14 protein-coding genes and 1 riboswitch are annotated in these 13,700 nt (G+C 40.6%); of the genes, 9 read left to right on the forward strand and 5 right to left on the reverse strand.

Annotation, left to right across the window (positions count from 1 at the left end):
- Window positions 1-10: 10 nt before the first annotated feature.
- On the reverse strand, window positions 11-706 hold the full coding sequence (locus I6F54_RS10545) for a DNA-3-methyladenine glycosylase I (RefSeq protein WP_165728322.1): 696 nt from the start codon (window positions 704-706) through the stop codon (window positions 11-13).
- 192 nt (window positions 707-898) lie between these two features.
- Window positions 899-1,098: riboswitch (Lysine riboswitch) on the forward strand.
- Window positions 1,099-1,288: 190 nt separating this feature from the next.
- On the opposite strand from I6F54_RS10545, the gene dapA reads away from it, so the two are divergent.
- The 5 genes from dapA (at window position 1,289) to I6F54_RS10570 (ending at window position 6,503) form a co-directional block, all read left to right on the forward strand.
- Window positions 1,289-2,173: a 4-hydroxy-tetrahydrodipicolinate synthase gene (dapA, locus tag I6F54_RS10550; RefSeq protein ID WP_007579977.1), complete on the forward strand. Its 885-nt coding sequence runs from the start codon at window positions 1,289-1,291 to the stop codon at window positions 2,171-2,173.
- 15 nt (window positions 2,174-2,188) lie between these two features.
- A complete protein-coding gene (locus I6F54_RS10555) occupies window positions 2,189-2,929 on the forward strand; it encodes a 2,3,4,5-tetrahydropyridine-2,6-dicarboxylate N-succinyltransferase (protein ID WP_007376223.1) in 741 nt (246 codons plus the stop codon).
- On the forward strand, window positions 2,929-4,134 hold the full coding sequence (locus tag I6F54_RS10560) for a PLP-dependent decarboxylase (protein ID WP_197141288.1): 1,206 nt from the start codon (window positions 2,929-2,931) through the stop codon (window positions 4,132-4,134). The genes I6F54_RS10555 and I6F54_RS10560 overlap by 1 nt, the downstream gene beginning before the upstream one ends.
- 5 nt (window positions 4,135-4,139) lie before the next feature.
- Window positions 4,140-5,261, forward strand: coding sequence for a succinylglutamate desuccinylase/aspartoacylase family protein (locus I6F54_RS10565; RefSeq protein ID WP_197119400.1), 1,122 nt, complete (start codon window positions 4,140-4,142; stop codon window positions 5,259-5,261).
- A gap of 207 nt (window positions 5,262-5,468) precedes the next feature.
- Window positions 5,469-6,503, forward strand: coding sequence for a phospholipase A (locus tag I6F54_RS10570; RefSeq protein WP_165728327.1), 1,035 nt, complete (start codon window positions 5,469-5,471; stop codon window positions 6,501-6,503).
- 72 nt (window positions 6,504-6,575) lie between these two features.
- Here I6F54_RS10570 and I6F54_RS10575 read toward each other — a convergent pair whose 3' ends face one another.
- Window positions 6,576-7,469 carry a bifunctional GNAT family N-acetyltransferase/hotdog fold thioesterase gene (locus tag I6F54_RS10575; protein ID WP_197141290.1) on the reverse strand — a complete coding sequence of 298 codons (894 nt, stop codon included), beginning with the start codon at window positions 7,467-7,469 and terminating at the stop codon, window positions 6,576-6,578.
- 247 nt (window positions 7,470-7,716) lie between these two features.
- Here I6F54_RS10575 and I6F54_RS10580 point away from each other — a divergent pair, with 247 nt between their 5' ends.
- Entirely contained in the window at window positions 7,717-8,430 is a 714-nt protein-coding gene (locus I6F54_RS10580; protein ID WP_007582154.1) for a spermidine synthase, read from the forward strand.
- Here I6F54_RS10580 and dtd read toward each other — a convergent pair.
- Complete coding sequence (dtd, locus tag I6F54_RS10585) at window positions 8,419-8,856, reverse strand: D-aminoacyl-tRNA deacylase (RefSeq protein WP_024589537.1); 438 nt, start codon at window positions 8,854-8,856, stop codon at window positions 8,419-8,421. The two genes, I6F54_RS10580 and dtd, sit on opposite strands and share 12 nt — an antisense overlap.
- Complete coding sequence (locus tag I6F54_RS10590; RefSeq protein ID WP_007582159.1) at window positions 8,857-9,762, reverse strand: virulence factor BrkB family protein; 906 nt, start codon at window positions 9,760-9,762, stop codon at window positions 8,857-8,859. It abuts the gene before it with no gap.
- Window positions 9,763-9,849: 87 nt separating this feature from the next.
- On the opposite strand from I6F54_RS10590, the gene I6F54_RS10595 reads away from it, so the two are divergent.
- The 3 genes from I6F54_RS10595 to I6F54_RS10605 all read left to right on the forward strand — a co-directional run bounded on the left by I6F54_RS10595 (window position 9,850) and on the right by I6F54_RS10605 (window position 12,455).
- A complete protein-coding gene (locus I6F54_RS10595; RefSeq protein ID WP_010554796.1) occupies window positions 9,850-10,506 on the forward strand; it encodes a DUF2959 domain-containing protein in 657 nt (218 codons plus the stop codon).
- 73 nt (window positions 10,507-10,579) lie between these two features.
- Window positions 10,580-11,659, forward strand: a complete 1,080-nt coding sequence (locus I6F54_RS10600) for an MBL fold metallo-hydrolase (protein ID WP_165728328.1) — start codon at window positions 10,580-10,582, stop codon at window positions 11,657-11,659.
- 67 nt (window positions 11,660-11,726) lie between these two features.
- A complete protein-coding gene (locus tag I6F54_RS10605; RefSeq protein WP_165728329.1) occupies window positions 11,727-12,455 on the forward strand; it encodes a CBM9 family sugar-binding protein in 729 nt (242 codons plus the stop codon).
- A gap of 262 nt (window positions 12,456-12,717) precedes the next feature.
- Here the strand turns inward: I6F54_RS10605 and I6F54_RS10610 are convergent, their stop codons facing one another.
- Window positions 12,718-13,491, reverse strand: coding sequence for a hypothetical protein (locus tag I6F54_RS10610; RefSeq protein WP_165728330.1), 774 nt, complete (start codon window positions 13,489-13,491; stop codon window positions 12,718-12,720).
- Between the last annotated feature and the right edge of the window lie 209 nt (window positions 13,492-13,700).

Here is a 13,700-nt window from a genome sequence, read left to right on the forward strand (position 1 = left end):
GTAATTCCTATTATTGCTGACTTATACCAACACGGTTGTCACCAACGCCATAAGCAACAATTAAACTTAACTCTTGCATACTTAAGCCGCTTTGCTTTTGCATTTCATTAAAAAAAGCTTGGGCAGCACTCAGTGATTTTTTAGTTTGTAAGCCGCCGTCTATAATTTTATGAGCACGTAAGTAATTCTCTACATCGCGTGATAGTAAAAAAGTATCTTTACCAAGTGCTCGTAGCGCATAAGGTCCTGTATTCCCGCCTAAACGCGAACCATGTTTTTTTAAATACGCCCATAAACCAATAATATCGTCTGCTGGCCAATTAGCGACAAACTGGCTAAAACTGCCATGTTCCCCTGCTATTTCGTGGATCATGTAAGCATTTTCGGTAATTGTTTTTACTTTTTTATAGTTACGAACGATTCGCTCATCCGTTGCTTTTTGTTCCAGCATATCAGGTGGCATCATTAATAACTTATCAACGCTAAAATTCCAAAAAACCTCTCTAAAGCCTGGCCACTTATTATTAATGACTGACCAATAAAAGCCGCTTTGAAATACTTTTCGAGTAAATTCCTCAAGCCAATCGTCGTCACTTAACGTGCTTAGTTGTTTTTTAGATAGCGGTTTTGCAAGTAATAACTTAAGCATTTTTTCGGAGCCTTTTCGCTCTACCGCTCGCTTATAAATATCGCTAAATTTTTCCATACTAATTAAATACCTCACTACTTATATTGCTAGTGTACGAGAAAAGCACCCAATACGTAACCACTCCCATTATGGATGAATGAATATGCATTTAGTCGCTTGACACCTAGACGGCTAAAATGCTTTAATCGCCGTAATTACCCTATTTAAATTGCACAGGTTTGTAAGTTTTTACTCTACAAACAGGTGTAAAGGGCTAGAAGAGGTGCGTTATTCAGGTAGCGTATGTTAGGAGCGCAAACTCCAGTGAGCATACGTGAGGGGAATTAACGCCGAGAAGTAACCACTTTTGCGAGGTGTTTATTTCGGGCGACTAGGTTGAACCCTAGCGACTGTCACCAATAGCTGCTTATAAAAGCAGCTTATTAGTTTGGTGGAGAGCTTCTGGTCTTAAATATTAAGGCCGTGCGCCCTATTATTTTAAGCCCATTCGCTCTTCGAATTATTAGTTCGAACGACGTTAATGCGGCTCCTTCCATAAAGCTTTTTAACTCTTCGAATAATACCAATTGCATTAAATTAGTTATCGCTAAAATGATCACGTTTTTAATAAAGTTGGTACAAATTATAAGTTCGTGAGAGATGATCAACAACTTCAATTTAAACGACTACTCATTGTGGACCGCGCTCGTAACGCCATTTGATCAACACGGCGATGTTGACTACAACACGTTAACTAAACTGGTTAGCGATCAAGAAGCGGCACATAACGGTATTTTACTACTTGGCAGTACGGGCGAAGGTTTAGCACTCACGCTAAAAGAGCAACAAGCCATTGTTGAACACGTATGCCAACTAAAACCAGCAGTACCACTCATGGTTGCTGTGGGCGGTAGTAACTTAAAGCAACAAATTGAGTGGGTTAACTACTGTAATACACTCCCAATTCATAGCTTTTTACTTGGCTCACCGCTTTATGCAAAGCCTGGCGCTATAGGTCAAACTCATTGGTTTGAAAGCCTACTTAATGCAAGTGTTCACCCGTGTATGCTTTATAACGTACCGGGTCGAAGTGCTGTTAGCATTCCAACGGCAACAATTCAAAACTTACAAAATAATAAAAATTTATGGGCACTAAAAGAAGCGAGCGGCAGCATTGCTCAGTTTGAAGCTTATCGCCAAGCAGCGCCTAATTTAGCTATTTTTAGTGGCGACGATGCGCTAATGCCATATTTTGCCCAAGCCGGTGCAAAAGGTTTAGTGTCGGTAGCTGCAAATGCATGGCCCGCACAAACTCACGAGTTTGTTAAACGCAGCTTAAGTGGTCAACACCCTAATTTATTTGCCCAGTGGTCAAGCGCTATTAATAGCCTATTTGCTGTTGCAAACCCTATTCCCGTAAAGGTATTGATGCATTTGCAAGGTCGCTTAAGCAGCCCGCAACTTCGTCCACCTTTAACACACCTTGAGTTAACTCAAACCGATTGCATCACAACTGCAAACAACACCATTTTATCTTGGCATTAAATACAGGTTTTTATAATGAGCTGGTTAGAACTATTAAATAATTTAGAATCGGGCGCAGTACGCGCAGCATCACAAAACGAAAGCGGCCAATGGCAAGCTAACGTAGAAGTAAAACAAGGCATTTTGGATGCCTTCAAAAATGGCACTAATACTGAGTTTGCAGGTGGTTTTGTTGATAAACATAACTTAGCTCCGCAAGAATTTAGTACTGACGATGGCGTACGTATGGTGCCGGGTGGCTCTAGTGTTCGCCGTGGTGCTTATGTTGCTAAAGGCACGATTATTATGCCACCAGCGTATGTAAACATTGGTGCATACATCGACGAAGGCACAATGGTAGATAGCCACGCATTAGTTGGCTCGTGTGCACAAGTAGGTAAAAACGTACATTTAAGTGCTGCAGTGCAGCTTGGTGGTGTACTTGAGCCAATTGGTGCAAGCCCAGTAGTTGTAGAAGACGACGCCTTTATTGGCGCTGGCTGTATTATTGTTGAAGGCGTAGTCATTAAAAAAGGCGCAGTACTTGCCCCTGGCGTGCGTTTATCAGCGACTATTCCGGTGTATGACTGCGTAAACGAGCGACAACTAGATAAAGGCGAGCCTATTCCTGAATATGCCATTGTAATACCAGGCTCTCGCCCTGCGTCAAACGAATGGGCGCGCGAGCAAGGCCTAAGCATGTCGTGTGCGTTAATTGTTAAATACCGCGACGAGAAAAGCGATGCATCGTTATTGCTTGAAGAGGTTTTACGATAATGAGCTTTTTGAGCACGCCTATCAAAACCGCTGTAAATACAATTACACAACAACTTGATACACCTTTTTTTGTTTACGACCTAGATCAACTAAACGCGCATCTTGCACGTTTAGTTGCGCAAACCGATGTAAAACTGTGGTACGCGGTAAAAGCAAATCCACTGTCTAAAATTATTCAAAGCTTAGACAACGCTGGTTTTAATTTTGACGTAGCAAGTAAAGGTGAGCTTGAGCAAGTGCTAGCACAAGGTATTAGCTCACAGCGCGTGCTCAACACAGGGCCTGCAAAAAGCCCTAAACAAATTAAACACTTTATTGAGCGCGGAGTACGTATATTCGTAGCCGAAAGCCTCAATCAAGTACGTTGGTTAAACCAACAAGCGCAACTACAAACTACGCAGTTACAAGTATTACTCCGAGTGCAATTACGCTGGCCTGAAGGTGAAAAAAATCCACTGGGCGGCGACAGCCTTACGCCGTTTGGTTTGGGTTGTGATGAGTGGCAAGCACTCAATGTAACCGACTACCCTGCACTTAAGTTTGACGGCTTACATATTTTTCAGTGGGGCAACATGCTTAGCACGCAAAAACTAAGCGACTTGTGGTCACAAATGATTGCACCTCTTAGCCAACTTGCCAGCGATTTAAATATTAGCCTTAAAATTCTCGATTTAGGTGGCGGCTTAGGTATTCCTTATACACAAAGCGAAACAACACTTGATTGGGATGACTTAATAGCTGCACTCGCTAAAATTAAAAATGATGCGGGCGTAGAAGAGCTATGGATGGAACTGGGCCGCTATGCCGTTGGCGAATGTGGTCATTACGCAAACCCAGTAATAGAACGCAAACAAAACTATAATCAACAGCAAGTCATTTTAAGCGGCGGTATAAACCACTTATTACGCCCTGCTGTTACCAGCCAAGATTTTCCTGCTGCGTTACTGCGTGAATCCAGTGCTAAAACTCAAGCGGTCACTTTATACGGCCCACTTTGTACAGCGCTTGATTGCTTGGGTGAACATAACTTACCAAGCGATTTAAATGAGCACGACTGGCTAGTATTTAGCCAATGCGGTGCTTACGGCTTTACCGAAAGTATGCCGTATTTTTTATGCCATGAGCTCGCCGGCGAGTACACATTGCAAAACGGTGAACTTACCTGTGTTCGCCAAGCCGAAAATGCCAGCCACTACTTAAGGTAATAAGCATGAGTAATACAACACACATCAGCCAAGAGAACATTGTAGTAGGGGAAGTTGCAAACGGCTTACCGCTTACAATTCCTGTTTATCGTTTAAAAGGCGATGGCACAGGGCCTAGTGTTTATGTTCAGGCCAATATGCATGGCGCTGAAGTACAAGGCAACGCTGTTATTTTTCAGCTACTTGAGCAATTAAAACATCTTAACCTTAGTGGCGATATTACCCTTGTACCTTATGCAAATCCGATTGGTTGTAATCAAAAATCTGGCGAGTTTACCCTTGGCAGGTTCGATCCGATTACGGGCACTAATTGGAATCGCATGTATCACTACAATAAAAATTTAGTGGCACAGTTTGCACAAAATCATACCCAGTATGACGACGCTACATTAAAAAGTAACTTCAAACAGGCGCTTATTGACGAAGTAGACAGCAAACTTAACGGCCCGGCTTATTTACTTAATACGGGTAAACGCATTGCGCTTAACTTACAAAAGCTCGCTCATCAGGCTGATATAGTACTCGATTTACACACAGGCCCTATTTCAAGCAAGCATTTGTACTGCCCAACCTATGCAACCGACAGCGCACGTTACTTTAATATTGAGCATGTATTGCTTATTCCTAGTGATTTTGACGGTGCTATGGATGAAGCTAACTTTTGCCCATGGTGGCATTTAAGTGATGCACTTAGCGAGCAAGGTCGTGAATTATCAATACCTGTAGAAGCATTTACTGTAGAGCTAGGCAGCCAAGAAAAAATAGACTTAAAAGAAGCACTAAACGATGCTAACAGCATTTTAAGTTACTTAAATCACAAAGGTGTTTTACAAAACGCACCACATACGCCAGCTAATATCACTCGCTATGCATGTAATTTAGATGACTACTTTACTTATTACGCCCCCATTGGCGGCATGGTTGAATACATAGCCCCACTTGGCGGACACATTAAAGCCGGTGAGCCTATTGCTAATATTTTACGCATGGAGCGCTACTTAAGCGAGCAACCACTGCAAACACTTACTCTCGATTGCGATGCAATTGCCATTTTGCACTTTGCCTCGGCGAGTGTTAACCAAGGCACCGAACTTTATAAGTTTTTTACTAACATATTTGAGCTTTAGCTCACCCTTCTCATTGCGTGAGAGCACATAGTTAATGTGCATTAAAAAAGCGGCCTAGGCCGCTTTTTTTCTGATCTATATTTACTTTGTATACGTATAGACCTTGTTATAAATACAAATTCAGTAAAAGTTCACCGTTACATATGTAAAAAGACGTTATAATTAAATTAACGCATACAACACAACCCGAACCCACAAGGAATTACAATGAGCTGGCGCCACTGGATCACACTTTCTGCCTTAATAAGTACAGCTACCTTCGCACAAGAAGAAGTTGCTACAAATGAGCAAGACAACGACATCGAACTTGTAAAGCAGTGTATTTTAAATGAAGTAATTGGCGGAGATGGTAAACAAACATTAGACGATCTTCGTAAAAAGTGTTCAGCTCTTGAAGAAAACAAACAACTTACCGCGCTTGATAAACGCCAAGCTCGTGAAGAAGTAGGTAAAAAAAATAGAAATGTAATTACGCCACATAAGCGTAACTATATTTTACCGCTTTCGTACGTATCACACCCAAACGATCGCCCATTTGATGGCTTTGATGCACTAACCGACGACAACGACGGTGAACCGCTCGACAACTTAGAAGCAAAATACCAGCTATCGATAAAAGTGCCTCTTTACGATGATTTTTCGGATAAAGACCAGGCCATATTTTTTGGCTTTACACTGCAATCGTATTGGCAGCTTTATAACTCAGAAATTTCTTCTCCATTTCGTGAGACCAACTACGAACCAGAGATATTTTGGATAAATTACCTCGACCCAGAAAACGTATTATGGGGCGACGAAATGGCAATTGCTTTAGGTATTTCGCATCAGTCAAATGGTCGAAGCCAACCAAACTCACGTTCGTGGAACCGTATTTATGCAGACTTTATTTGGGAAAACAGAGGCTTTGTTTTTAGCTTTAAACCTTGGTACCGAATAGCTGAGGACGAAAAAGAAGATATTTTAGAAGCCAATGGCGACGACAACCCAGACATATACAAATACATGGGTTACTTTGAATTTAGCGGCGCGTATCGTTTTCATGACCATGAATTTAGCTTTATGACACGTAACAACTTAAATTCAGATAATCGTGGTGCAATTCAACTCGACTGGTCGTTTCCTTTATGGGGCCGCGTTCGTGGTTATGCACAATACTTTAACGGTTATGGCGAAAGCTTAATTGATTACAATGCGGATGTAGAACGTATTGGTGTAGGTATATTATTAACCGATCTGCTGTGATACTTCCCTAAGTTTTACGCACGAAAAAGCCAAGCATCGCTTGGCTTTTTTGTGTTTTGAACAGCTAAACAGTTATTTTTTTACTACAAACAGTCCTTCAAATTCGGCAACCACGTTATCACCATCGTAAATAGTTACTGGCACTACGTAACTTGCTTTACCATCGGTTTCTAAATCACTTAACTTGCCCTTACAGGTTTGTATATCAACACAGCCACGTGGGTCAGTAGTAAGCGGTTTTAAGTACTTAATGTTAGCATCGGCTAATACAATATTACCTTCAAGCCCAGCTTCTTTAAGTGCTAAGTACGTAGCGCCCCAACCTGTTAGCGTAGCCAAGCTATAAATAGAGCCTGCAAACATGGTGTTATGTAGGTTTAAGTTAGCGTCTAGGTCGGCGCTGGTTGTAAATTGCCAATCGGTATAGCTTTCTACCTTAATACCCATCGCGTCACTAATTGGAATAGACTCACGCCACGTATTTTGTAGTACTTGCGTCCAATTTGGATGACGGAACCAGCCTGGCTCACACGGTTTTTGCTTTACCATTTTAAAGTGTTGTACATCGCCATACGCTAAGTGCGCTTTTTCTTTTAATTCGTAACCATGGCGTTTATAAAACTCAAGCGCACGTTCGCGAGCAAATAAAACCAGTTCATCAGCATTTTGTGTCCATGCTATTTTTTCAAGCTCATGTAATAAACGACTACCAATATGTTGATTACGATTCCCTTCAGCAACGGCCATGTAACGCACTTGTGCTTGCTCATGACTGTTAAAGTGCAAACGTGCTACGCCTAGTACTTCGCCTTCTTTATTTTTTATAAAGCGGTGCTCAGAGTCTTGTTCCATATCGTCTTGTTCAGAGCCACGAGGCTCGCCCCAAGGCGCGCGTAATACCTGCCAACGCAATTGGTAATACGCTTGCCAATCTTCGCTACTTTGTGGGGTGCTTACCTGAAACATACATACTCCTGTTGTTATATAAGCCGTAAATAAAAGTCAAAAAAAGGCTACGGCGCTATACTAATAGTATTGGTTATCTACCAAGCTAAAAAAATAAAATAATTAAATTGATTGGCATTATTATGGCAAATACCATACTCCATCTTAAAAAAACTGCAAATACGACTTTGGTGATGGCTGTAAAATAACGTAAAAAAATAATGACAAAGGCCATTGCGCTTTAACGTTGCTAGTTTATGCTGAGAATATGACTGAAAAAATCAATTATATAAATTCACTGACGGGTTTGCTGAGCGATCAATTTATTGAAAATAGCCACAGCATTGGTCAGTTAATCTATTGGCATAAATGCAGTGGCGATCACATTCAAGTACGTGAGCACGAGCAGTTACGCTGGTTACTTATTAACGACACTCTTCAATCTGTTATTGATTTAAATAACCCGGATTTATTACTTTTTCCACACTTATTGTACCTAGATAAGCACTGGCAAGCTCTTAAGCCGCCACAAAAAGTGTTAGAACTCGGCCTTGGCGGCGGTGCAATTCGTAATTATTTACAACACAAATACCCTAAAGCACAAATAACATCGGTTGAAAAAAACGCCGATATTATTGATTGCTATACCCAGTTTTTTTCGTCAAATAAGAATGAGCAACTGCTGTGCGCCGATGCGCAACAGATTTTAGAAAGTGTGCAAAATATTGATTGGATTATTCTAGATTTATTTAGCCAAATAGACGCGCCTCGATTTTTATTTGAAGAGGCATTTTATAAAAAAATCTACTCGGCTTTAAATAACAACGGCGTGCTATTTATTAACTTTTTATCGCAGCATGAGTCGCAATTAAAGCAACTTCAGCAGCTATTACTCGATGTATTTGGTTGTAATGTTAGCCCGCAAAAAATTACGGGCTATGTAAATCATATTGTCGTGGTAACCAAAAACTTAAACAGATAAGTTAAACGTAACGGGCCCATCGTTACACAAGCTTACTTGCATATCAGCACCAAACTCACCTGTGGCTATTGTAAGCCCCAACTCTTTAGCTTGAGCTACAAAGTATTCGTAAAGCTCGTTAGCTTGGCTTGGCGTTGCCGCAGATGAAAAACTAGGGCGCATACCCTTTTTAGTATCAGCCGCTAGCGTAAATTGCGAAACAACAAGTAACTCACCTTTAATATCTTTAAGGCTTAGGTTCATTTTGTCGTTTTCGTCAGTAAAAATACGATAATTACTTACCTTGTGTAAAAGCTTATCGGCCGTTTGTTTGTCGTCGTGTTTTTCAACGCCCAGCAACAACAATATACCTTGGCTAATTTCGCCTACCACTTGGTTGTTAATTTCTACTTTGGCATGCTTTACACGTTGTATTAAACCTTGCATTTAAACTGTGTCCTTTACTGCTGGTTCATCATCTTCTAGTTCAAGCTCTGGTGTTTCTGGAATATCATTTGGGCTAATGCACGCAGTAAATTCAGCGCCAAGCAAAACAACGACCCACGACAAATACACCCATACAAATAAAATAGGAATGGTTGCTACTGCGCCATAAATAACTTCGTACGACGGAAAATGACTAATATAAAGTGCAAACCCTTTTTTGGTCAGCTCAAATAAAAGTGCCGCAAAAAAAGCGCCAGGTATTGCCGCTCTAAACGACACCCGTGTATTAGGCACTAAGGTGTAGAGCATAATAAAGCCCACCATCGAAATTCCATACGGCAATAGCTTTAACAAAAACCCGCTAAACCCCGGAATTCCCTGATCAGCAAACGACACCAAAGATACAATATAAGAGGTAACACCAATACTGGCACCGAGCAACATAGGCCCTAAGCTCAAAACCATCCAGTACACAGCAAATGAGATCATCATTGGGCGCTTTTTCTTTATGCGCCAAATTCGGTTCAATGTGGCATCTACATTACGTATTAACAGCAAGGCTATTGCAGCTAGAAAGCCAATACCTACCGCCGTCATTTGGTTGGCATTGCCCGCAAAGGAGCTAATATGCTCTCTAATAACATCGGTAGAGGTAGGGACAAAGTTGGTAAACAAAAAGCTCTCAATTTCCATGCGAGTAGATTCAAAGCCCGGAAAGGCTGAAAATATAGCAACACCCACCGCAATTAATGGCACTAAAGAAAGAAGTGTCACGTAAGCAAGGTAACCTGCATTAACCGTTATTTGATCGTCTATACAACGATTAAAATACTGCATCCACCAACCAGGTTGCTGGCGTATAAAGGACTTAACTTGCTGTTTGTAATGTGAGAGCTTATCATTCATACAATTGACTTGTGCTTATATAGTTTTGATTATAATAACAATCAGCGCCATAATTTACAGCACTAACGCTCGTAAACAGGAATTCAAATGAAAAAACAAACATTACTCAGTGTTTCAATGCTTGTAGTAACACTTACTTTAACTGGCTGCCAATCAGCTTATTATTCTGCGATGGAAAAAGTGGGTGTTCACAAACGCGATATTCTAATTGACCGCGTAGAAGAAACCAAAGACTCGCAACAAGAGTCACAAGAAGAATTTAAATCGGCACTAGAGCGCTTAACTACTCTAATCGATTTTAATGGTGGCGAACTACAAGACACTTACAATCAACTAAACGATGATTACGAGTCGAGCTTAAATGCCGCTAACGAAGTGTCAACTAACATCAATAAAGTAGAAGACGTGGCAGAAGCGCTATTTGATGAGTGGGGCGATGAGCTAGAGCAATACAAAAGCGCATCACTTAAGCGTGAAAGCAGCAAAAAGCTAGCCGCGACTAAGCGTCAATTTGATCAGCTATTACGCTCAATGCGCAGCGCAGAGAGTAAAATGGAGCCAGTATTAACCTCGCTTCATGATAACGTTTTATACCTAAAGCATAACTTAAATGCACAAGCGGTATCGGCTATTAAAGGTGAATTCACTAACCTTAAGCGCGATATTCAATTGTTGATGAACGACATGAACAAATCGATTGCCGATTCAAACAAATTTATTGAACAAATGAATAGCGCTGGCTAATTATTTGTTACTTTAACAAGCCTGCTTAATTGCAGGCTTTTTTATGTTAAAGGCATGCTAAAAGGGATTTACAATGAAACGCTTTTTAACCGCAACAATGCTCTTATGTATACTAACTGCCTGCGGTGCACCTAATAATATTAATCGTATTACCAGCTCTGACTCAGTTGTTGTTATTAATGATAAGAACGGTCGTTATAAAAATTTATACACAGGTGAAAAAACATATCCCACTACCTGCACTGAAAACTGCTACCCAGCCCACCCAGACTTACTATGCAAAACCGGCAGCGAAAACTGCCAGTACCAAGGCCAGCAAACTAAACCACAACTTAGCACCGGTTATACCGTACGCTGGCTTGGCCACGCTAGTTTTGTAATTAACACTCCAAATGGGCAAAGTGTGCTGTTTGATCCGGTAAAAAATCAGTTTGATTCTCCAGTCGCACTTGGCTTTAAACTCGGCGGTGGTATTTATCGTAAAGCAGGCGCTTGGCCTAGTGAGCAAGAACTGGAAAATATTGATGCGGTAATGTATTCACATATTCATTACGATCACTTTAATAAGACCGACATACAAAGCATTGGCAGTAAACCTCGCTATTTAACACCACTCGGTATGGCCGACAACTTCCCTACCGGCGGTTTTAATATTACCGAAATGCCGTGGTACTCAACAACCAACATTGACGACTTAGTTATTAATGCCGTGCCAGCTCATCATTTTAGCGCTCGTGTATTGGTGCCCCTTATTTACGAAGATAACAATAAAGACTTATGGAATGGCTGGCTGCTTGAACAAAACGGCAGTACCTTATTTTTTGCAGGCGATACGGGCTACTCAAAACACTTTAAAGACATACAGCAAAAATATGGCGATATAGATGTGTGCTTAATACCAATCGCATCTTACTACAGTAAAGAAAGTGGTAAATTTTATCGCTACGTTCACACCACACCAGAGGATGCGCTCAACGCAGCACAAGAACTTAACTGCAAAGTAATGATTCCTTGGGGATACGGTAACTCTAGCTGGAAAATGGGCGACCATACTAGCCACTCTGCTTTGCTACGTTTATTACACATGGTTAAAAAAATGGATGCTAAAACACCGCTGTATATTTTAAACGAAGGCGAAAGTATTTCACTGTAACTATTTACTTAGCTGTTTTAAGATTGTTATTACATTAAGACAAGCACACAATAAAATTGAGAAATTAATGAAAAAATTAGCACTCGCCTTAAGCTTTTTATTAAGCACGCCAGCAATGGCTATTGATGTTGAACATACATCAACCCCAATTACTGTCGATGGCGTATCAGAAAGCGCATGGGATAAAGCCGCTTGGCACGATATGCCTTATTTAATGGATGGCACACTGCCATCAAGCGATGCCGACTTTAAAGGGCGTTATCGTTTACTGTGGGATCAAAACTATTTATATCTACAAGCCGATATTGTGGATGACGTTTTAATTGATACACACGCCGATCCAACCTATAAATATTGGGATGACGATGCGCTAGAAGTGTTTATAGACAGCGATGCATCGGGCGGAAACCACCAATTTAATCACACCGCTTTGGCGTACCACATTGGCCTTGATAACCAAGCTGCCGATTACGGCCCTGATAAAAAAGCCCATTTGTACACCGACCACCTAGTCAGTAACTGGAAGCGCAACACCGCTGCACCTTTTAACATCACGTGGGAAGTAGCGATAAAGCTCTACCCTAACGACTACAAAGAAGGCGCTGTAAATACACCAATTACACTGAGCGAAAAACAAGTCATTGGCTTTATGTTAGCGTATTGCGATAACGACGGCAGCAAAGTGCGCGAACACTTTATGGGTTCACACGAAGTACAGCCAGTAAATGGTGACAGAAACCGTGGATTTATAGACGCAGATGTATTTGGCAAAATCACCCTACTCCCTAAAAAGTAAGTAACTACCAATAAAATAATTGAAGTCGGTTGGGTTGAGCGAAGCGAAACCCAACGCAAAAACATCCCACCAACAAACATTGATACTTCGCATTATCGGCTGTTTCAGTTCTCCCTCTTTCACTTCTCATTCCCTTCTCCTTGTGCAAAAAATCTTTAAGTAAATTATTCACAAAGAGGCGCTGCGCTTTTAGAGATATTCCTATATTACTATTGAAGAAGTCGATAACTTTAAACGAAAAAAAGTTCTCATAGTAAAGCTATTATTGCTCTAACCATAAGTCGCTCTCTTTATAATTAAGGAAAGGGCTAGTCCCTTTAGAGTTGTACTCAATACATATACTTTCGAGACTATTCTTAGCAATTTTCACAAAAAAGCCAATTGGGTAGACTAGTCTCCATGTCTTTGTGGATACTAATCCACCCATAGAGCTCAAATCGGTTACAGTTGATACTTCTTGATAATAAGGTTTAAATTCAACTCTGAAAGGCGATTCAGCACCATTGCCTAGCAATCTAAACTCGTGTGCAAGTTTATTCCGATACATGTAGAGCAAATTCTTATGAGTGAACCTCTCTGGAGATAATCTATCGAGTGTTTCTGGGTGCTTATTTTTTTGCTTCGGCCATTTATCTAAAAGTTCCTCAAAAGTTGGATCTAACTCTAGCCCTTTGTTAATTGATAGCAGGCTATTTGAATTAGAAAACCGTTTCTTTTTCTCTGATTTAGCCCAAGAATTAAGGGTCAAGAATGAACTTGGTAATTGAGGGTGGCTTTCTAAAACACTACAGAGCTGTAATAAGCTAACTCTATTATTATGTTCCCAACCAGAATGCTCTGATATCGTTTTTCGATATCGATGACCTACTTTATTTTCATTCGGAAAAGCAGCAATCGAGAGAGAATCAAAGACTGAGCATAATAATAGCTTAGCTGGAATACCTTGATGCCGGCGATTTGGTTTTGAAAAAGCAGCTGCAATCATAGTCCTATTATATGTTCTGAATCTAGTAACTTTTTCCTCAATCGTTTCCATTCGCGCGCTCTCTCATAGCAAACTGAATATAATTTTCTAACTTTGAAGTATCCTACTTTTACTAGCAATATTATCATCTATATCTAAAAATTAATTTTAATATTATAAATTTACCAATCCTATAGCCTTAGTGATTGATCACCCAGTAGTAGAACTCTTAACGTTGACATTTGGATTGACTTTCCAAACACAAAAAAGCCGCTGTATTT

The organism is Pseudoalteromonas sp. SWXJZ10B (assembly GCF_015864475.1).
Taxonomy (GTDB): Bacteria; Pseudomonadota; Gammaproteobacteria; order Enterobacterales; family Alteromonadaceae; genus Pseudoalteromonas; species Pseudoalteromonas arctica.

What these genes read in the sequence shown, in the direction of transcription:
- I6F54_RS10600 (WP_165728328.1), top strand. Translation starts at nt 10,580, where the DNA reads ATGAAACGCTTTTTAACCGCAACAATGCTCTTATGTATACTAACTGCC.
- I6F54_RS10570 (WP_165728327.1), top strand. Translation starts at nt 5,469, where the DNA reads ATGAGCTGGCGCCACTGGATCACACTTTCTGCCTTAATAAGTACAGCT.
- I6F54_RS10545 (WP_165728322.1), bottom strand. Translation starts at nt 706, where the DNA reads ATGGAAAAATTTAGCGATATTTATAAGCGAGCGGTAGAGCGAAAAGGC.
- I6F54_RS10590 (WP_007582159.1), bottom strand. Translation starts at nt 9,762, where the DNA reads ATGAATGATAAGCTCTCACATTACAAACAGCAAGTTAAGTCCTTTATA.
- I6F54_RS10605 (WP_165728329.1), top strand. Translation starts at nt 11,727, where the DNA reads ATGAAAAAATTAGCACTCGCCTTAAGCTTTTTATTAAGCACGCCAGCA.
- I6F54_RS10575 (WP_197141290.1), bottom strand. Translation starts at nt 7,469, where the DNA reads ATGTTTCAGGTAAGCACCCCACAAAGTAGCGAAGATTGGCAAGCGTAT.
- dtd (WP_024589537.1), bottom strand. Translation starts at nt 8,856, where the DNA reads ATGCAAGGTTTAATACAACGTGTAAAGCATGCCAAAGTAGAAATTAAC.
- dapA (WP_007579977.1), top strand. Translation starts at nt 1,289, where the DNA reads ATGATCAACAACTTCAATTTAAACGACTACTCATTGTGGACCGCGCTC.
- I6F54_RS10565 (WP_197119400.1), top strand. Translation starts at nt 4,140, where the DNA reads ATGAGTAATACAACACACATCAGCCAAGAGAACATTGTAGTAGGGGAA.
- I6F54_RS10580 (WP_007582154.1), top strand. Translation starts at nt 7,717, where the DNA reads ATGACTGAAAAAATCAATTATATAAATTCACTGACGGGTTTGCTGAGC.
- I6F54_RS10595 (WP_010554796.1), top strand. Translation starts at nt 9,850, where the DNA reads ATGAAAAAACAAACATTACTCAGTGTTTCAATGCTTGTAGTAACACTT.
- I6F54_RS10555 (WP_007376223.1), top strand. Translation starts at nt 2,189, where the DNA reads ATGAGCTGGTTAGAACTATTAAATAATTTAGAATCGGGCGCAGTACGC.
- I6F54_RS10610 (WP_165728330.1), bottom strand. Translation starts at nt 13,491, where the DNA reads ATGGAAACGATTGAGGAAAAAGTTACTAGATTCAGAACATATAATAGG.
- I6F54_RS10560 (WP_197141288.1), top strand. Translation starts at nt 2,929, where the DNA reads ATGAGCTTTTTGAGCACGCCTATCAAAACCGCTGTAAATACAATTACA.